Raw genomic sequence first — 16,813 nt, 5'->3', positions numbered from 1 at the left:
CGCTTCGGGTGTTTCGTTCCCTTCGTCACTTCAGGAGTCACCAGCATGAGCAACTTGAACCTGCAAACCGCCAATGCCATCGGTAACCGCGCGCTGGCTGTAGGCCGCGAGATAAAGGCGGCGCCGCTGACCGTCGCCGTACTGGATGCTGGCGGGCATCTGATTTGCCTGCAGCGCGAGGACGGCGCCAGCCTGCTGCGCCCGCAGATCGCCATCGGCAAGGCCTGGGGCGCGCTGGCCCTGGGCAAGGGCTCGCGCCTGATCGCCGCCGACGCGCAGCAGCGTCCGGCGTTCATCGGTGCGGTGAACAATCTGGCGCAGGGCAGCCTGATTCCGGCACCGGGCGGGGTGTTGATTCGCGATGAACGCGGCGAAGTGATCGGCGCCGTCGGCATCACCGGCGACACCTCGGATATCGACGAGCAGTGTGCGGTGAGTGCGCTGGAGTCGCTGGGGCTGAAGGCGGATGCCGGGGCTTAGGGTGTCGCGGGGCCGTCCAGGCTGCGCGCACCGGTTTGATCGCGGCGGCGCGATGCCCCGGATTGCATCCGGGCTACGGCTGTGGGAGGGGCTTCAGCCGCGACTGCTGCACCGAGACGTCGCCGCTAAAGCGCCTCCCACGGTTTCGGCTTTGCGTAGGGGATGTCGCTTTTTACATCCACCAGTCCGTAGGGTGCGCCGTGCGCACCAAGGCTTCCCGAACGTCTGCGCCGTAAACTCGGTGCGCATGGCGCACTCTACGGGTTCGGCATATGCCGCAGATTCGAGTTAGGCGCTGGTCACCAGCTCGGAGGCCATCGACGGCATCGGGCTGACGTCGCAGCCTTTGAGCACCAGGCGAATGATGGTCTGTGCGGCGGCTTCGTAGTCGGCATCGTCCAGGCTGGCCTTGCCGGTGACGGTGGAGATCTGCCAGTCGAAGTCGGCATAGGTCTGGGTCGCTGCCCAGATGCTGAACAGCAGGTGATGCGGGTCGACTTTCGCCATCAGGCCCTGATCGATCCAGCGCTGGATGCAGGCGATGTTGTGCTTGGCCTGGGCATTGAGCTGTTCGGTCTGTTCAGGCGACAGGTGCGGCGCACCGTGCATGATCTCGCTGGCGAATACTTTGGAGGCATGCGGCAGTTCGCGGGAGATGCGGATCTTCGAGCGGATGTAGGCGGTCAGCACTTCGCTCGGATGGCCCGGCTGGTTGAAGGGGGCAGAGGCGGCCAGCAGTGGCTCGATGATGCTTTCCAGGACCTCGCGGTAGAGGTTTTCCTTGGACTTGAAGTAGTAGTAGACGTTGGGTTTGGGCAGGCCTGCCTTGGCCGCAATGTCACTGGTCTTGGTGGCGGCGAAGCCCTTGTCGGCGAACTCCTCGCTGGCTGCGCGCAGGATGAGCTCTTTGTTACGCTCGCGGATGCTGGTCATAAGGCCCTGTGGTTTGCTCTGCCGCCGGGCGGCGGTCGGGCATGGTAGCACCGGCTTTGCACGAGGCTCAAGCCAGCGCCCACGGGCTGCCCAGCGCTTAACTGACTCTGCAGTCAAATTTCTGTATACAGGAAATCGCTTTTCTGTTTCTATCGCGCACAGCGTTATCCATGACAAAAAGTCTCGGCGCGTGACGCTGCAGGAGACCCACCGTGAATACCCATCAGCTTGTCGACCCATTCGGTCGGCGCATCACCTACCTGCGTTTGTCGGTGACCGATCGCTGCGATTTTCGCTGCACCTACTGCATGAGCGAAGACATGCAGTTCGCGCCGCGTGCGCAGATTCTCAGCCTGGAGGAGCTTTACGCCGTGGCCGATGCCTTCATCGGGCTGGGCGTGCGGCGTATTCGCATCACCGGCGGCGAGCCGCTGGTGCGCAAGAACCTGCTGAGCCTGCTGCAGCGCCTGGGTGAGCGTGATGAGCTGGATGACCTGGCGATCACCACCAATGGCTCGCAGTTGGCGGAGATGGCAGCGCCTTTGCGCGCGGCGGGCGTGCGGCGCCTGAACATCAGCCTGGATTCCCTGCAGCGCGAGCGCTTCGCCGCCTTCACCCGACGCGACAAGCTCGACCAGGTGCTGGCAGGCATCGAGGCGGCGCGTGCGGCCGGCTTCGAGCGGATCAAGCTCAACAGCGTGGTGCAGAGCGGGCGCAATGATGACGAGGTGCTGGATCTGGTCGGGTTCGCCATCGAGCGCGGCCTGGATATCAGTTTCATCGAGGAAATGCCGCTGGGCAGCGTGGTCAGCCACAGTCGTGAGCAGACCTTCTGCTCCAGCGATGAGGTGCGCCAGCGCATCGAACAGCGCCATGCGCTGGTGCGCAGCAGCAAGGTCACTGGCGGACCGTCGCGTTACTGGCAAGTGGTTGGTACGCAGACCCAGGTGGGGTTCATCTCGCCGCACAGCCACAATTTCTGCGGTGACTGCAACCGTGTCCGGGTCACCGCCGAAGGCAAGCTGGTGCTCTGTCTCGGCCACGACAACGCGCTGGACCTCAAGCGCCTGCTGCGCGCGTATCCGGGCGACGGCGAGCGCCTGCGTCAGGCGCTGATCGAGGCGCTGCGGCTCAAACCCGAGCGCCATCACTTCGCCAACGACGAGCAGGTGCAGGTGGTGCGCTTCATGAGTATGACCGGCGGCTGAGCCCGTCTGATCGGATTCCCATAACAACAATAAGGAGGCTCTCAATGCAGCCCGTACGACTGTGCCTGTTTTCCACCATTGTGCTGACACCCGCAGTCCTGGCGCAGACCTACGTGGTCGGCGTCGAGGACCTGCCATTCGCTCCGCACTACAGCCTCGATGCCGAAGGTCATTACCGTGGCTTCGCCCGCGAGGTGCTGGACGCCTTCGCCGTCGACAGCGGTATCAGCCTGAGCTACAAGGCACTGCCGGTGGATCAGTTGCTGCCGGCCCTGCAGCGCGGCGAGATCGATCTCAAGTATCCCGACAGCCCGCACTGGGCCGGCGCGCAGAAAGCAGGCATGACACTGCATTACAGCCAGGCGGTGGTCGACTACGTCGATGGCGTGCTGGTGGCGCCGCAGCGCCAGGGGCAGGCGCTGGAGAGCATCCGTCGTCTGGCCATGGTGCAGGGCTGGACACCGCGCGGATACGAACAGCCTATCGACAGTGGGCAGATTCAGCTGAGCTACAGCGATGATCTGCGCCAGATGATTCGCCAGGCGCTGAAGCAGGACACCGATGGTGCCTACTTCAACGTGGTGGTGGCCACCCATTATCTGGACAACATTCGCGCGCGCCCGGGTGCTTTGGTGTTTGATCCCAAGTTGCCGCATACCCGTGGCAGCTTTCACCTGTCGAGCCTGCATCACCCGCAGCTGATCGCCCGTTTCGATCGCTTTCTTGCCGAGCACTCGGCTCAGGTTGCCGCGCTCAAGGCGAGTTATCGCGTCGAGGCCAACCTGAATAGTGACTACATCGGCCTGGAGCAGTGGAAGGTGGACTTTCTCGAGCGGCAGAAAGAAAAAGCCGGCGCACAGGCGCCGGCTTCGTCCCGTCCGTGATCGCTCAGATGCTGGCGTCGGCGCGTTTCAGCGCCTGCGCCTGACCGCGCATCAGGCCGTAGTGCAGCACCGCGCCGAGCAGGGCGCCGAGCAGCCAGGAATAGCCCGACAGCTGGCTCAGAACGGGCGCCCACACCGAGGCGACGGAGAACACCGAGGCGATGGCAAAGGCGACCAGCGCCTTGCGGTTCCAGCCGCCGTCGAAGTAGTAGGCCGAGCCGACCTCGGCGCTGAACAGCTGCTGCATATCGAGCTTGCGTCGGCGCACCAGGTAGTAGTCGACGACGATGATGCCGTACAGCGGCGCCAGCACGGCGCCCAGGGTATCGACGAAGGCAGCGATGCCGACGCTGCTGATGAAGGCCACCCACAGCGCGCCGATGAAGAAGGCGATGCCCGCAGTGATGAAACCACCGGTGCGAGCGCTGATGTGCGCCGGTGCCAGGTTGGCCAGGTCATACGCCGGTGGAATGAAGTTGGCCACCAGGTTGATACCCACGGTCGCGGCGAAGAAGGTCAGCGCGGCGATGATGGTCAGGGTCAGGTTGTCTACCCGGGCGACGATATCGGTCGGGTTGGTCAGCGTTTCGCCGAACACCACCACGGTGCCTGCAGTGATCACCAGAGCGATCAGCGAGAAGATCGCCAGGCTCACCGGCAGGCCGAGGAAGTTGCCGATGGTCATCTGCTTTTCGCTTTTGACGAAGCGGGCGAAGTCGCCGTAGTTGATCACCACGGCCGCGAAGTAGGCGACCATGGTGCCGACCACGGCGAAGAACGCAGCCACCGGGCCGGCCTTGTACTCTCCGGTGCCGCTGAAGATGTTGCCCAGTTCACTGAGCAGGCTTGGGCCGGCCTGATACCAGATCAGGCCCATCAGCGCGATCATCACCACATAGACCAGTGGCCCGGCCCAGTTCAGGAAGCGGGTGATCCAGCTCATGCCGCAGACGAACAGGCCGACCTGGAACAGGCAAACGATCACGTAGGACAACCAGCCGATGGCGGTCAGGCCCATGTATACGGCAGGGTCTTGCGGCTGCAGCAGCGAGTTGAGCAGCAGTGCCACGGCGGTGGAGGCGAAGTAGGTCTGCACGCCGTACCAGAAGATGGCGACGATGCCACGCACCAGCGCAGGGAAGTTGGCGCCGCGCACGCCCATGCTGGCGCGGGCGAATACCGGGAAGGGGATGCCGTACTTGACGCTGGGTTTGCCGGTCAGCTGCACCAGGCCCATGACGATGCAGCCGGCGAGGACGATACCGGCCAGCACCGCCCAGCCATTGAGCCCGTAGGAGATGAACAGCGTGGCTGCCAGGGTATAGCCGAACAGGCTTTGAATGTCGTTCGACCAGACGTTGAATATCTCGAACCAGCCCCAGGTACGTTTCTCGGGAGCCAGTGGAGCGAGGTCCTCGTTGTATAACGACGGATCGATGTTCTTGATGCGAAAGTCTTCGGTGTTGGACATGGACAGCTCCCAGTATTGTTCTTGCGCTGCGGCGATCTGTGAGGAGGTTTGTCTGCAGGTTTCGTTCCGATTTTGTATTCGCGTCATGACTGAATCGATGTATACAGCCATTTCGACAGTGTTTCGGTAGGAACCTGATTGTCTTGTACACAGAAAATACATTGTTGAATATGGCTTTTGGATAAATTGCACACAAAAAATAGAAATATTGTGATCAAAAACTTGACCTTGCGGTCAGTTGTGTGATTGCAAGGCGTTGATGAAAAAGCCGGATAGGCGGCCCGATTCTGCACCGATGCGGTGCCAGGCCTGATTGCGGAGCGCTGGGTTGGTGCGCACGGTGTTCAGCCGGGGGGCATGGTAAATACCCGTAGGGTGCGCCTTGCGCACCAGCTCTTTTGCTCGGCCCAAAGAGGACGATTTCTCGCCTGGTTTAGAGAAACTGTCGGCTGATACCGGACTGGCAAGTTTGTGTGCGTATTGCTGACGGGCTTAGCACTATCCATTACCGAGCCCACTGAGCGTTTGGGTTGCGCCCCTTACGGGCGCCACACCTTGATTCGCTGCGCTCACCCTTCGGGCCAGCCTGCGGCTGTTACTCCGCTTCGCTGCGTTTCCTCGCTCCGGCGCCGCTGCGGGGGCAGGCTTACATGGGCCATCCTTGGCCCATTAAGCGGGGCCGTCATCGGTATTTCGCCGCATCCATGCGGCTCATCCCCCTACGCAACACCTCCGCTCGGCCTCCTGAAGGGGACCGGGCCGTGAGCTTGCGAAATCTCCGGAAGATCAAAGTCGGCAGCGTTTGGATTTTGCTCTTTAAGCGCGATCTCACAGACGACGCCCAAGTCCCCTTCAGGAGGCTGAGTGGAATCACCACGTAAGGGGTTGAGCGACATGGATGTCGCGAGAGCTGCGATGGGCCAGGGATGGCCCTTCGCAGCGTGCCCCTGGAGTGGTGATGGAACGAGGGAACCCCGGCGCAGCCGGGGCCGTATGCAGGGGTGTGTTTCTTTGCTTACTTTCTTTGCACAAGCAAAGAAAGTAAGTCGCCCGTAAGGGGCGAAACCCGTCAGGTCAGGCGACGCGTTAATGGATAGGGCAGCACCGAAAGCACACACTTATTTACCAGTCCRGTCTCAAGCGCATCCTGTTCATAGAAAAATGAAGATCAAAGAAAAAGGAGGAAGGGCGCGAACGCCCATCCCCCTTTTTACCCGGCCACCGTCCCTACCGACGTCGGCCAAGTGCGTTGCGGCAGTGATCAGAAGTGATACTTGACCAGTGCCTGCACGGCGGTCTGGTCGAAACGATCGTCTGAACCATCCACCGGTTTCACGCCGTACTTGGCGCGCCACATGTTGATCTCGGTGCCCACGTAGAGCTGGCGCTCCTTGCCGAACAGGGCCTTGCCCGCATCCCACTTGACCTGGATCGAGGAGCCGACCGAGGTCTGGGTGCCGGCATCGCGCGAGGGCGAGCGCCAGTCGAGGAAACCGTCGACTACGAAGTCCTGATCGCCCAGGCTGAACGGGTAAGCCGCGCTGACGGTCAGCTGGGTGGCGTAGCCGTTGCTGTCACTGTCGGCGAAGAAGGTGTGGTTGTTGATCTTCACCTGATACAGGTTGGTCTTGAAGTAGGTGAAGCCGGGCACTTCCCAGTCCAGGCCGATACCGTACAGGTAGTTCTCCGGGCCTGGTCCGCCTTCGCCTTTCTCGTAGGTGAAGGCGGCGAACACGTCCTTGATCGGGCCGGCGGCCAGCTTCTGCCCGGTCAGCCAGCTCAGGCTGACGCGCGGGGAGAACTCCATGTAGTAGAAGGAATCCTTGTCATGCTGGCGGAAGCTGCCATTGTCGAAGCTGCCGCGCGACTGCACGTTGTCGGCGCGGATGTAGTCGAGGAAGTAGAAAATGTCGCCCCAGGCCCAGCCACTGGCGTGCTCGAAGGTGAAGGTGGTCTGGGTGCGCTGTTCTTCGCCATTGAAGTTCATGCGCTGGAAGTTTTCGCCATACAGGTACGACAGGCTGTTGTCCTGCCAGTAAAGCAGGTCGCTGGCGATCACCTGCTGGCCGGAGAACAGTCCGGCTGACAGGGCGAAACAGTGGGGCAGATGCTTGAGTTTCATGGATTTTCCTTATTTTTGGCGTGCAAGCGTGTATCTCCCGGCGGCGTGCCGCCGGGAGTTGGGTCTAAGCCAGGGGTTAGCTCGGTCGGGCAGCCGGGTCGAGATCGCGGCTGAGGGGCTTGAGGTTGTTGTCGTCGATGGCGGCATCGTCGGGGCGGTTCTGCAGCACGGTGTGCAGGTGCGCCTCGGGATCGTAGTCGTCTTCCGCGACTTCGTGGCTCTCGTCGGGCAGGAAGATGTTCAGCACGATGGCGCTGAAGGCGCCGATGGTGATGGGCGAGCCGAAGATGTTCTTCAGGACGTCCGGCATGTGCGAGAGCACGTCCGGTACGCCGGCTACACCCAGGCCAAGGCCCAGGGAAATGGCCACGATCAGTACGTTGCGGCGGTGCAGACCGGCTTCGCTGAGAATCTTGATGCCGGCCACCGCGACGGTGCCGAACATGATCAGCGTGGCGCCACCGAGCACCGGCTTGGGCATCAGTTGCAACACCGCGCCCACCACCGGGAACAGGCCCAGCAGCACCAGGATGCTGGCGATGTAGAAGCCCACATGGCGGCTGGCCACGCCGGTGAGCTGGATCACCCCGTTGTTCTGGCTGAAGGTGGTCATCGGCAAGCTGTTGAACATGGCGGCCACCGCCGAGTTGCAGCCGTCGGCCAGCACCCCGGATTTGATCCGGCGCATGTACAGCGGCCCTTTGACCGGCTGTTTGGAGATGATCGAGTTGGCCGTCAGGTCGCCGGCGGTTTCCAGTGGGGTGATCAGGAAGATCACAGCGATCGGTACGAAGGCGATCCAGTCGAAGCCGAAGCCGTACTTGAACGGTTGTGGCACGCTGATCAGCGGGACCTCGGCCATGTTGGCGAAATCCACCCGGCCGGTGAACCAGGCGACCGCAAAGCCCAGGGTCAGGCCGATGATCACCGCGGAAAGACGCAGCACCTGCGAGGACGCGCGATTGAGCACGACGATGGTGCCCAGCACCAGGCCACCGAGGGCCAGGTGGTGCAGGGCACCGAGATCTGGCGCGCCATAGCCGCCGGCCAGATCGGTCATGCCCACCTTGATCAGCGACAGCCCCATCAGGCAGATGATGGTACCGGTCACCACCGGGGTGATCACCTTGCGCAGCTTGTTGATGAACTGGCTGAAGGCAATCTCGACGAAGGCGGCGCAGAAGCAGATGCCGAACAGCGTGGCGAGTATCTCCTCCTCGCTGGCGCCGCGTCCCTTGACGATGAAGCCGGCGCTGAGAATCACGCTGAGAAAACCGAAGCTGGTGCCCTGCAGGCACAGCAGGCCGGAACCGATCGGGCCGATGCGCTTGGCCTGGACGAAGGTGCCGAGGCCGGAGACGAACAGCGCCATGCTCACCAGGTAAGGCACGTGTGCGCCGAGGCCCAGAGCACTGCCGACGATCAGGGTAGGGGTGATGATGCCGACGAAGCTGGCCAGCACATGCTGCAGCGCCGCGAAGATGGCAGGGGCGAAAGCTGGCGTGTCGTCCAGCTGATAGATCAGGTCGCTGTTGCCGACGGGCGCAGCTGGGGCTTGGGTGTTGCGGTCTGTGGTCATGTCATAGCCTGCCAGTTGTTTTTATATGGTCATGGGCTTACACGAGGCTTCACGGCACCTCTGCTCTGCTCGAAGGAAAGCTGTCCATTCGGTCAGAATGGGCCGACTATAGCAACTTGTGGACATGGTTAAAAACAATTTATTTTAAGATTGTGCACAAAAAATGAACCGCCGGTCAGCTCACGCTGCCGGCGGTTCATCGGTGTAAAAAAGATGCCGCGCCCAGTCACGGGCGCGACATGTGTGGCAATCAGTTGATCTGAGCGCCTTTGGCGATCCAGCTGCCAATCAGGTCGCGTTCGTCCTGAGTCATCTGGGTGATGTTGCCCAGCGGCATGATCTGCGTGGCCACGGTCTGCGCGTGGATCTTCGCTGCCTGCGCCTTGATCTGCTCGGGGGTGTCGAGCATGAAGCCGGCCGGTGCGGTGCTGAACATCGGGCTGGTGGGGCTGGATGAATGGCACACGGTGCAACGCTCATGGATCACGCTTTCGACTTGGGCGAAATCGGTGCTGGCGGCAGGTGTCGCGCTGTCAGCGGCAGTAGGTGAGGCCTCGCTTGTATCGGCTTTGGCCTGGGTTTCCTCTACAGCAGGCTTGCTGGTTGTGGAGGGGTTGCCGGGGCGGCCGGTAGCAGGAACGGGAGCGTACTTGATCGCCGGGGCTTGGGCCGTTGCCGGTGCGCTGACCGATTGCGTTTGCGGGCCGGTGACGTAAGCCAGGCAGATCATGCCCAGCGCTGCGGCCGGCAGGGTCCAGACGTACTTGCTGCTGTCATGGCGGGTGTTGAAGTAGTGGCGCACCAGCACGGCCAGAATCGCGATACCGGCCAGGATCAGCCAGTTGTACTGACTGCCGTAGGTGCTCGGGAAGTGGTTGCTGATCATGATGAACAGCACCGGCAGGGTGAAGTAGTTGTTGTGGCGCGAGCGCAGCAGGCCTTTTGCCGGCAGGGTCGGGTCCGGCGTGGTGTTGTCTTCGATGGCCTTAACCAGCGCGCGCTGAGCCGGCATGATGGTGAAGAACACGTTGCCGACCATGATGGTGCCGATGATGGCGCCGACATGGATGTACGCGGCGCGGCCGCTGAAGATCTGGCTGAAGCCATAGGCCGCAGCGATGATCAGCACGAACAGCACGGCGCCGAGCAGGGCCGGGCGTTTGCCCAGCGGCGAGTCACAGAGAAAGTGATACGCCACGTAGCCGGCGATCATCGAGCCGAAGCCGATGACGATGCCCATGGCTGGTGCCAGTTCGACGCCCGGCTTGATCAGGTACAGGCTCGGGTTGAGGTAGTACACCACCAGCATCAGGGCGATGCCCGACAGCCAGGTGGCGTAGGCCTCCCATTTGAACCAGTGCAGGTTCTCCGGCATTTTCGGCGGAGCCAGCTTGTACTTTTCCAGGTGGTAGATGCCGCCGCCGTGAATCGCCCAGAGGTCGCCCGACAGGCCCTCGCGGGGATTGCTACGGTTGAGGTTGTTCTCCAGCCAGACGAAATAGAACGATGCGCCGATCCAGGCGATACCGGTGATCATATGGATCCAGCGGATGCCCAGGTTTAGCCATTCGGTGAAATGTGCTTCCACGATCTGTACCTCTTTCCCGGGATAGGCACGCCAGCCCCGGGCTTCTCTTATTGGTGGGGTTTGAGGAGAAGGAGCTCGTCCTCATTGAAAAAATGCTCATCGCAGTTGTTGCCGGAACCACTGCGATCAACCACCAGGAAGTCATCCCGCTTTTCGATCGTCAGCACCGGGTGGTGCCAGACGCCGCGATGGTAATTGATGCCCTGCCTGCCATTGCTGAGGAAGGCACGGACGGACCCTGATACAGGTACATCGCCAACTGGCGCGACCACGATCAGAAAGGGGTTGCCGAGCAGCGGAATGAAAGCCTGGCTGCCCAGCGGATGGCGTTCCAGCATGCGGATGATCAACGGCATTTCGAGCGCCTCGGCGCTGAAGATGCTGATGATGGCCTGATCCTCCGGCTGTGCGGTCTCCACGCTGGCCAGCTTGTGATAGCGGCGGGTGGAACCGTTGTTGATCATGAAGAAGTCGCTGCCGTCGGTTTCGATCACGTCACCGAAGGGGGCGAAGGCTTCTTTGCTCAGGGGCTCGATGGTCAGGCTACGCATGGCTGTTCTACTTGTTCTGTTCGTGTGGAGAGGCTGCAGCGCTTACAGCTGCTGCAGGCGGAAGAGGGCGATCTTGTTGATCTCGGCCAGGGCGGTCTGGAATTCCTGCTCCGGCGTGTTGTGAATGCGCTCCTCGAAGGCGGCCAGGATCTGGTGGCGGTTGCTGCCCTTGACGGCCTTGATGAAGGGGAAGCCGAACTTGGCCTTGTAGGCGTCGTTGAGTTCGGTGAAGCGCGCGAACTCTTCGGCGGTGCATTCGTGGATGCCGGCACCGGACTGTTCGGCTGTGCTGGAGGCGGTCAGTTCGCCGCGAACGGCGGCTTTACCGGCCAGGTCCGGGTGCGCGTTGATCAGTGCCAGCTGCGCCTCATGGCTGGCAGACAGGAGAATGTCGGCCATGCGCTGCTGCAGGCTATCGATATCGTCGACGCTCTCGTCGAGACCCAGGTCGTAAGCTTTCTCGGCGACCCAGGGCGAGTGCTCGTAGATGTCGGCGAAGGCGGCAACGAATGCGTCGCGGCTCAGTTGGGAAGGGGTCAGGGTCTGGAAACGGCTCATGGGCAGCTCTCTCATTCGGTCGCACGGAAGGGATGGGTGGCGTGCCAGTGCTTGGCGATGTCGACGCGGCGGGCGCACCAGACCTTGTCATGGCTCTTCACGTAGTCGATGAAGCGCGCCAGCGAGGCCATGCGCGCCGGGCGGCCGAGCAGACGGCAGTGCATGCCGATCGACAGCATCTTCGGTGCGCCGGCTTCGCCCTCGGCGTAGAGCACGTCGAAGGCATCCTTGAGGTATTCGAAGAAGTCGTCGCCCTTGTTGAAGCCCTGTACCTGGGTGAAGCGCATGTCGTTGGTGTCCAGGGTATAGGGGATCACCAGGTGCGGCTTTTCTGTGGTGCTGGCCGGGTCCCAGTAGGGCAGGTCGTCGTCGTAGGTATCGGAGTCGTAGAGGAAGCCGCCTTCCTCGCGCACGATGCGCCGGGTGTTCGGGCCCAGGCGGCCGGTGTACCAGCCCAGCGGGCGTTCACCGGTCAGTTCGGTGAGGATACGGATGGCCTCGAACATGTGCTCGCGCTCGGTGGCTTCGTCCATATTCTGATAGTCGATCCAGCGATAGCCGTGGCTGCAGATCTCGTGGCCGGCGGCGACCATTTCGCGGATCACGTCGGGGTGACGCTGGGCGGCCATGGCCACGGCGAAGACGGTCAGTGGAATGTCGTGCTTCTTGAACAGGTTGAGCAGGCGCCAGACACCGGTGCGGCTGCCGTACTCGTAGAGCGACTCCATGCACAGGTTGCGCTGGCCCTGCAACGGCTGGGCGGAGACCATCTCGGAGAGGAAGGCCTCGGACTCCTTGTCGCCATGCAGGATATTGCGCTCGCCGCCTTCTTCATAATTGAGCACGAAAGACAGGGCGATGCGGGCGTCGCCCGGCCAGTGCGGGTGGGGTGGGGTTGCGCCGTAGCCGATCAAATCGCGTGGGTAATCAGCGTTCACTGCAATCTTCCTATCTGGAACGTTGCGGTCACTGCGTGCCGGGTAATCGACGGCTACGCGACCGGGATGGCTAATTGTATACAAAGTTAGTTGCCGTTTGTAAATCGACTTTTCATCATTTTCTTCTCTGCGCGCCAAGGCAAAAAAATTGCCTAAGCGGTCAGCAATGCGCGCTGGTTGTGCCGTGGTTGCTGGCTGGCAATGTCGTGGGTAGTGAGCCGGTTTGGTGCACGCATGGCATCTGTATGGGATTTATTGTGTACAATTTATGCGTAAAGTGTTTTATATTCGATCTGCGTGCTATCCTGCCATTGCGTCGAAGCACTGCGACGAGCCGATTTCAACAGAGTAGAGGAGGTGTGGTGTTCGTAGGGCGCGAGTCGCTGCGGGCATCCGAGACCCATGGGACGTTTGACTACACATGTACTGGACGCCGCGCACGGCTGCCCAGGGAGTGACATCAAGGTCGAGCTGTACCGCGTCGAAGGCGCGCAGCTGGAACTGATCAACAGCGTTACCACCAACCACGACGGCCGTTGCGATGCGCCGGTGCTGCAGGGTGACGACTACCGCACGGGCGTTTACCAGCTGCATTTCCACGCCGGCGACTACTACCGCGCCCGTGGCGTGAAGCTGCCGGACACGGCATTTCTCGATGTCGTGGTCCTGCGTTTCGGCATCGATGCCGGCCAGGAGCACTACCACGTGCCGCTGCTTATTTCCCCCTACAGCTACTCCACCTATCGCGGTAGCTGATTGACTGGCGGGCCAGACGCCTGCCAGACGAATGCTTGTCACCCTCAGACTCGTTTGAGTCCTTACGCCCGCTCACACTGCGGGCTTTTTTTGTTCTTCGCATTTTCGCGGGGCGGGTACGCTTGACACCGGACTGGCAATTACGTGTTAGCTGTCGATGACTTGACACTCTCCATTAGCACGCCGCCTGGCCTGATGGGTTTCGCCCCTTACGGGCGACTCACTTTCTTTGCTTGTGCAAAGAAAGTAAGCAAAGAAACACACCCCTACATACGGCCCCGGCTACGCCGGGGTTCCCTCGCTCCATCACCACTCCAGGGGCACGCCACGAAGGGCCATCCCTGGCCCATCGTGGCTCTCGCGACATCCATGTCGCTCAACCCCTTACGCGGAGATTCCACTCGGCCTTCTGAAGGGGACTTGGGCGTCGTCTGTGAAATCGCACTTCAAGAGCAAAATCCAAACGCTACCGGCTTTTATCTTCCAGAGATTGCGCAAGCTCGCGGTCCGGTCCCCTTCAGGAGGCCGAGTGGAGGTGTTGCGTAGGGGAGCGAGCCGCATGGATGCGGCGAGATACCGATGGTGGCCCCGCTTAAAGGGCCAGGGATGGCCCTTGTAAGCCGGCCTCCGGAGCGGCGCCGGAGCGAGGAAACGCAGCGAAGCGAAGTAACAGCCGCAGGCTGGCCCGAAGGGTGAGCGCAGCGAATCAAGGTGTGGCGCCCGTAAGGGGCGCAACCCAAACGCTCAGCACACGCAGTAACGGATAATGCTAAGCCCGTGAGCAAGACGCACACAAACTTGCCAGTCCGGTGTCAACCCGGACGTTCCCCAAACTATGCGAAGAACCTTTTTTGTTCGCGCGCAGGGTGCGCCGCCTGGTTTTTTCGGACCAAAACGCAAAGCCCCGGCACATAGCCGGGGCTTCGCTCAGCGCGGGGTGTTTGCCGTCAGAGGAAGGCGAACTTGGCGATGAAGATCACGCACAGCGCATACAGGCTCAGCGACACCTTGTCACTCTGACCTGTCAGCAGTTTCAGTGTGGCGTAGGTGAGAAAACCCAGGGCGATGCCGTTGGCGATGGAGAAGGTCAGCGGCATCATCACCACGGTCACGATGGCTGGGATGGTGTCGGTGTGGTCCTTCCAATCGATGTGCGCCATGCCGCTCATCATCAGCATCGCCACATAGATCAGCGCGCCCGCGGTTGCGTAGGCCGGAATCATGCCTGCCAGCGGGGCGAAGAACATCGCCGCGAGGAACAGGAGGCCGACGGTGATGGCGGTCAGGCCGGTACGGCCACCAGCGGCTACGCCGGCAGCGCTTTCCACGTAGCTGGTCACCGGCGGGCAGCCGACCATGGCGCCTACAACGCTCGAGGTGGAGTCGGCTTTCAGGGCCTTGGACAGGTTCTGGATCTTGCCATCTTCATCCACCAGGTTGGCGCGATGGGCCACACCCATCAGGGTGCCGGCGGTGTCGAACATGTTCACGAAGAGGAAGGCCAGAATCACGCTGATCATCGCCACGTTGAACGCGCCGGCGATGTCCATGGCCAGGAAGGTCGGGGCCAGGCTCGGCGGCATCGACACCAGGCCGCCGTATTCCACCAGGCCCAGGGCCCAGCCGATTGCGGTCACGCCGAGCATGCTGAAGAGAATGGCGCCAAACACGTTGCGGTGGCTGAGCACGGCGATCATCAGGAAACACACGGCGGCGAGTAGCGCCGAAGGGTTACTGAACGAGCCCATGGTCAGCAGGGTGGCCGGGCTGTCGACGACGATGCCAGCAGTCTTCAGGCCGATCAGACCGAGGAACAGGCCGACCCCGGCGCCCATGGCGAAGCGCAGGCTCATCGGAATGCTGTTGAGCAGCCATTCGCGAATCTTCGACAGGCTCATGATCATGAACAGCACGCCGGAGATGAATACTGCGCCCAGTGCGATCTCCCAGCTGTAGCCCATTTCACCCACGACGGTGTAGGTAAAGAAGGCGTTCAGGCCCATGCCGGGTGCCAGGCCGACCGGCCAGTTGGCATACAGCCCCATCAGGAAACAGCCCAGGGCCGCGCCGATGCAGGTGGCGACGAATGCTGCGCCGTGATCGATGCCGGCGGTTGCCATGATGTTGGGGTTGACGAAGATGATGTAGGCCATGGTGACGAAGGTCGTCAGGCCGGCCAGCAGTTCGGTCTTGATGGTGGTGCGATGCTCGGTCAGTTTGAAGAAGCGGTCGAGCAGGCCACCTCTTGCCAGTTGATTCGCGTGTTGTTCTTGTTTGACGCTTTCCACAGCGGGTACTCCTCATCTCTCTTGTTGTGTACCGCCCAGAGCGTTGCGCAAGAACAATGCTCTCTGAGGCAGGCGGTGTTTCGGCGGTGCTTCCTGGCTAAGTTGTTGACCGAGCGGTCAAGAAGTCACTCAGGCGCGATTATGCTGTTGTATACAAAAAATGCAATTAATGTTTTTAATGTTGCATTGATCGCACCAATTGGCCGTGCCGAGGTGGGTGCGTAGAGATTTGGCGACAATCTTCTCGATCTTTAGAGTGAAGTTCTTTTAAAACAAAGAGATATCTTTATGGCCGGCTGAAGGCTTTCTATCGTCTGAGCATCGATTCGTCAGCCGTTGAAGGTCCTTAGCCGTTAATGGACTGAGGAGTCGGCTATATATAAGGAAAGAATTTGTCGTTCTGTGCTCAGTCTCAGGCGATGAGGTACCGATGCTCAGCTATGACGTCATACAACGAAGGGTGTAGTGGCTGGTTGACTTGTGTACAATTGCCGGAATTTTTTTCTGATGTTTTTTCGCTCGGAGCTTGTCAGCTACCGGGTAGAACACAGTAGAGTCGCAGTGTCGCCGACTCTCATTGACGCGAGCCAGAATGAACGATCAATTGCAGCCTCTCAAGAAGCAGCCGCGCGTGGGCAAAAGCAGCCGCAGCGGGACTCAGGACGATGTCGTATATGCCCATATCTTCGATGCCATTCTCGAGCAGCGTCTGGCGCCCGGCACCAAGCTGAGCGAAGAGGCGCTGGGTGAGATCTTCGGCGTCAGTCGCACCATCATCCGTCGCGCCCTTTCGCGCCTGGCTCATGAGGGCGTGGTGCTGCTGCGCCCGAACCGTGGCGCGGTAGTGGCCAGCCCGAGCGTCGAAGAAGCGCGGCAGATCTTCTACGCGCGCCGCCTGGTCGAGCGCGCCATCACCGAGCTGGCCGTCGAGCACGCGACCGCCGAGCAATTGGCCGAGCTGCGCCAGATGGTCAAGGACGAGCAGGACAGTTTCTCACGCGGCGATCGAGGTGCAGGTATTCGCCTGTCCGGCGAGTTTCACCTGAAGCTGGCTGAGGCCGCGCGTAATGCGCCGCTGGTGAGTTTCCAGCGCAGCCTGGTGTCGCAGACCTCGCTGATCATCGCCCAGTACGAAAGCGGCAGCCGTTCGCATTGCTCCTATGACGAGCACAACCAACTGATCGACGCCATCGAGGCGCGCGATGCCGAGCGTGCCGTGCACCTGATGATGCATCACATGGATCACATCGACAGCAAGCTGAATCTGGACGAGGAAAGCGCCTCGGATGATCTGCACGCGGTGTTCTCGCACCTGCTCCAGACCAAGAAGAAGCCCGGCCGCAGCGCTGCCAACCGCTGATTCGTTGCGTGTAACAAGAAAGCCCCGATGCTCGCGCATCGGGGCTTTTTCGTTGGCGTGTCTACGTTGAGGCGTATTTTTGTAGGAGCTGGCTTGC

Annotated in this window: 14 protein-coding genes; 5 read left to right on the top strand and 9 right to left on the bottom strand. The window is 61.2% G+C overall.

Features of this window, described 5'->3' with window-relative positions; all coding sequences use genetic code 11:
- Nucleotides 1-45 precede the first annotated feature (45 nt).
- Nucleotides 46-480, top strand: coding sequence for a GlcG/HbpS family heme-binding protein (locus INS93_RS10690; RefSeq protein WP_160017661.1), 435 nt, complete (start codon nt 46-48; stop codon nt 478-480).
- Between the two features lie 288 nt (nt 481-768).
- Here the strand turns inward: INS93_RS10690 and INS93_RS10685 are convergent, their stop codons facing one another.
- Nucleotides 769-1,413 carry a TetR/AcrR family transcriptional regulator gene (locus tag INS93_RS10685; RefSeq protein WP_055986324.1) on the bottom strand — a complete coding sequence of 215 codons (645 nt, stop codon included), beginning with the start codon at nt 1,411-1,413 and terminating at the stop codon, nt 769-771.
- Nucleotides 1,414-1,625: 212 nt separating this feature from the next.
- Here INS93_RS10685 and moaA point away from each other — a divergent pair, with 212 nt between their 5' ends.
- Nucleotides 1,626-2,621: a GTP 3',8-cyclase MoaA gene (gene moaA / locus INS93_RS10680; RefSeq protein ID WP_192981703.1), complete on the top strand. Its 996-nt coding sequence runs from the start codon at nt 1,626-1,628 to the stop codon at nt 2,619-2,621.
- A 44-nt stretch (nt 2,622-2,665) separates the two neighbouring features.
- A complete protein-coding gene (locus INS93_RS10675) occupies nt 2,666-3,505 on the top strand; it encodes a substrate-binding periplasmic protein (protein WP_160017663.1) in 840 nt (279 codons plus the stop codon).
- A 4-nt stretch (nt 3,506-3,509) separates the two neighbouring features.
- On the opposite strand, the gene INS93_RS10670 is transcribed toward INS93_RS10675, so the two are convergent.
- The 7 genes from INS93_RS10670 to puuE form a co-directional block, all read right to left on the bottom strand.
- Nucleotides 3,510-4,976, bottom strand: a complete 1,467-nt coding sequence (locus tag INS93_RS10670; RefSeq protein WP_160017664.1) for an NCS1 family nucleobase:cation symporter-1 — start codon at nt 4,974-4,976, stop codon at nt 3,510-3,512.
- 1,261 nt (nt 4,977-6,237) lie between these two features.
- On the bottom strand, nt 6,238-7,098 hold the full coding sequence (locus INS93_RS10665; protein WP_192981701.1) for an outer membrane protein OmpK: 861 nt from the start codon (nt 7,096-7,098) through the stop codon (nt 6,238-6,240).
- A gap of 76 nt (nt 7,099-7,174) precedes the next feature.
- Nucleotides 7,175-8,677, bottom strand: coding sequence for a nucleobase:cation symporter-2 family protein (locus tag INS93_RS10660; protein ID WP_192981699.1), 1,503 nt, complete (start codon nt 8,675-8,677; stop codon nt 7,175-7,177).
- Nucleotides 8,678-8,927: 250 nt separating this feature from the next.
- A complete protein-coding gene (locus INS93_RS10655) occupies nt 8,928-10,265 on the bottom strand; it encodes a urate hydroxylase PuuD (RefSeq protein ID WP_192981697.1) in 1,338 nt (445 codons plus the stop codon).
- A 47-nt stretch (nt 10,266-10,312) separates the two neighbouring features.
- On the bottom strand, nt 10,313-10,816 hold the full coding sequence (locus INS93_RS10650) for an ureidoglycolate lyase (protein WP_192981695.1): 504 nt from the start codon (nt 10,814-10,816) through the stop codon (nt 10,313-10,315).
- 42 nt (nt 10,817-10,858) lie between these two features.
- A complete protein-coding gene (uraD, locus tag INS93_RS10645) occupies nt 10,859-11,374 on the bottom strand; it encodes a 2-oxo-4-hydroxy-4-carboxy-5-ureidoimidazoline decarboxylase (RefSeq protein WP_192981693.1) in 516 nt (171 codons plus the stop codon).
- Between the two features lie 11 nt (nt 11,375-11,385).
- On the bottom strand, nt 11,386-12,312 hold the full coding sequence (puuE, locus tag INS93_RS10640) for an allantoinase PuuE (protein ID WP_192981690.1): 927 nt from the start codon (nt 12,310-12,312) through the stop codon (nt 11,386-11,388).
- Between the two features lie 402 nt (nt 12,313-12,714).
- Here puuE and uraH point away from each other — a divergent pair, with 402 nt between their 5' ends.
- Entirely contained in the window at nt 12,715-13,068 is a 354-nt protein-coding gene (uraH, locus tag INS93_RS10635) for a hydroxyisourate hydrolase (RefSeq protein ID WP_003460854.1), read from the top strand.
- 947 nt (nt 13,069-14,015) lie between these two features.
- Here the strand turns inward: uraH and INS93_RS10630 are convergent.
- Nucleotides 14,016-15,356, bottom strand: coding sequence for an NCS2 family permease (locus tag INS93_RS10630; RefSeq protein ID WP_160017670.1), 1,341 nt, complete (start codon nt 15,354-15,356; stop codon nt 14,016-14,018).
- A 592-nt stretch (nt 15,357-15,948) separates the two neighbouring features.
- On the opposite strand from INS93_RS10630, the gene INS93_RS10625 reads away from it, so the two are divergent.
- Nucleotides 15,949-16,716, top strand: coding sequence for a GntR family transcriptional regulator (locus INS93_RS10625; RefSeq protein ID WP_024307768.1), 768 nt, complete (start codon nt 15,949-15,951; stop codon nt 16,714-16,716).
- Nucleotides 16,717-16,813 lie beyond the last annotated feature (97 nt).

Origin of the sequence: Pseudomonas sp. EggHat1, from assembly GCF_014892995.1 — a bacterium.
GTDB lineage: Bacteria > Pseudomonadota > Gammaproteobacteria > Pseudomonadales > Pseudomonadaceae > Aquipseudomonas > Aquipseudomonas chaetocerotis.
This window is presented reverse-complemented; position numbering and strand designations above follow the sequence as displayed.

Bases quoted from the DNA above. Each gene is read 5' to 3' on its own strand.
- INS93_RS10660 (WP_192981699.1), bottom strand. From the start codon at position 8,677: ATGACCACAGACCGCAACACCCAAGCCCCAGCTGCGCCCGTCGGCAAC.
- INS93_RS10665 (WP_192981701.1), bottom strand. From the start codon at position 7,098: ATGAAACTCAAGCATCTGCCCCACTGTTTCGCCCTGTCAGCCGGACTG.
- INS93_RS10675 (WP_160017663.1), top strand. From the start codon at position 2,666: ATGCAGCCCGTACGACTGTGCCTGTTTTCCACCATTGTGCTGACACCC.
- INS93_RS10685 (WP_055986324.1), bottom strand. From the start codon at position 1,413: ATGACCAGCATCCGCGAGCGTAACAAAGAGCTCATCCTGCGCGCAGCC.
- INS93_RS10690 (WP_160017661.1), top strand. From the start codon at position 46: ATGAGCAACTTGAACCTGCAAACCGCCAATGCCATCGGTAACCGCGCG.
- uraH (WP_003460854.1), top strand. From the start codon at position 12,715: ATGGGACGTTTGACTACACATGTACTGGACGCCGCGCACGGCTGCCCA.
- INS93_RS10625 (WP_024307768.1), top strand. From the start codon at position 15,949: ATGAACGATCAATTGCAGCCTCTCAAGAAGCAGCCGCGCGTGGGCAAA.
- INS93_RS10650 (WP_192981695.1), bottom strand. From the start codon at position 10,816: ATGCGTAGCCTGACCATCGAGCCCCTGAGCAAAGAAGCCTTCGCCCCC.
- INS93_RS10670 (WP_160017664.1), bottom strand. From the start codon at position 4,976: ATGTCCAACACCGAAGACTTTCGCATCAAGAACATCGATCCGTCGTTA.
- uraD (WP_192981693.1), bottom strand. From the start codon at position 11,374: ATGAGCCGTTTCCAGACCCTGACCCCTTCCCAACTGAGCCGCGACGCA.